This window comes from Streptomyces sp. SID11385, from assembly GCF_010548245.1.
Classification (GTDB): Bacteria; Actinomycetota; Actinomycetes; order Streptomycetales; family Streptomycetaceae; genus Streptomyces.
In genome coordinates this window covers 1-263 of the sequence record NZ_JAAGLR010000173.1, presented here as the reverse complement: position 1 = coordinate 263, position 263 = coordinate 1, and the positions used below count along the sequence as shown (strand labels likewise).

General features: G+C 70.0%; 1 pseudogene. It reads left to right on the top strand.

Annotation, left to right across the window (positions count from 1 at the left end):
• Positions 1-263: pseudogene (locus G3I42_RS05315) on the top strand (TetR/AcrR family transcriptional regulator); the annotation flags it as partial.

Below are 263 nucleotides of genomic sequence, written 5' to 3'. Positions count from 1 at the left end.
GCTCCGGCACATCCGTGAGCATCCGCTCATCGGCGGTCTGCTGAGGCTGGAACCCGAGACCATGCTGCCGTTCCTGACCCTGGAGAGCGGACCGGCCCTCCTCGCCATCCGCGGGTACCTGGCGGACCGGCTGCGTGACGCCCGGCGCGCGGAGGGCCGGCCGGCCAGTGATCCGACACCGGTCGCCGAACTGATGGTGCGGATCACCGTCTCCTTCCTCCTCAACCCGGTCAGCTGCTTCGAGCTGGACGACGACACCCAGG